The following is a 300-nucleotide window of genomic DNA, read 5'->3' on the forward strand; positions in this document are numbered from 1 at the left end:
CTAAACTTTGGAGCCGCGTATCGGATTTGAACCGATGTGAGACGGATTTGCAATCCGCCGCCTAAACCTCTCGGCCAACGCGGGCTAAATTCATGAGGTTGTTAACCCGGGCCCCTCCGGGAGATACTGGATCACCTCCTATGGCGTACAGCATCTAATTCAAATCTAGGAGCTATAACGGGCCCGAGCCGGACGATTTATACTGGCTGCCAGTAGCTTATCACAGCTACTCAATTACCCGTGCCAGCTTAGGCGCTTCCCCTTACCGAGATAGGTAGCGACACTGAACCCACCACTTAG

1 tRNA gene is annotated in these 300 nt (G+C 53.0%); it reads right to left on the reverse strand.

What is annotated here, in order from left to right:
• Positions 1–8: 8 nt before the first annotated feature.
• Positions 9–85 (reverse strand) — tRNA-Cys (locus tag FVP33_RS19205).
• Positions 86–300 lie beyond the last annotated feature (215 nt).

Origin of the sequence: Lacisediminihabitans profunda (assembly GCF_008040105.1) — a bacterium.
Lineage (GTDB): Bacteria > Actinomycetota > Actinomycetes > Actinomycetales > Microbacteriaceae > Lacisediminihabitans > Lacisediminihabitans profunda.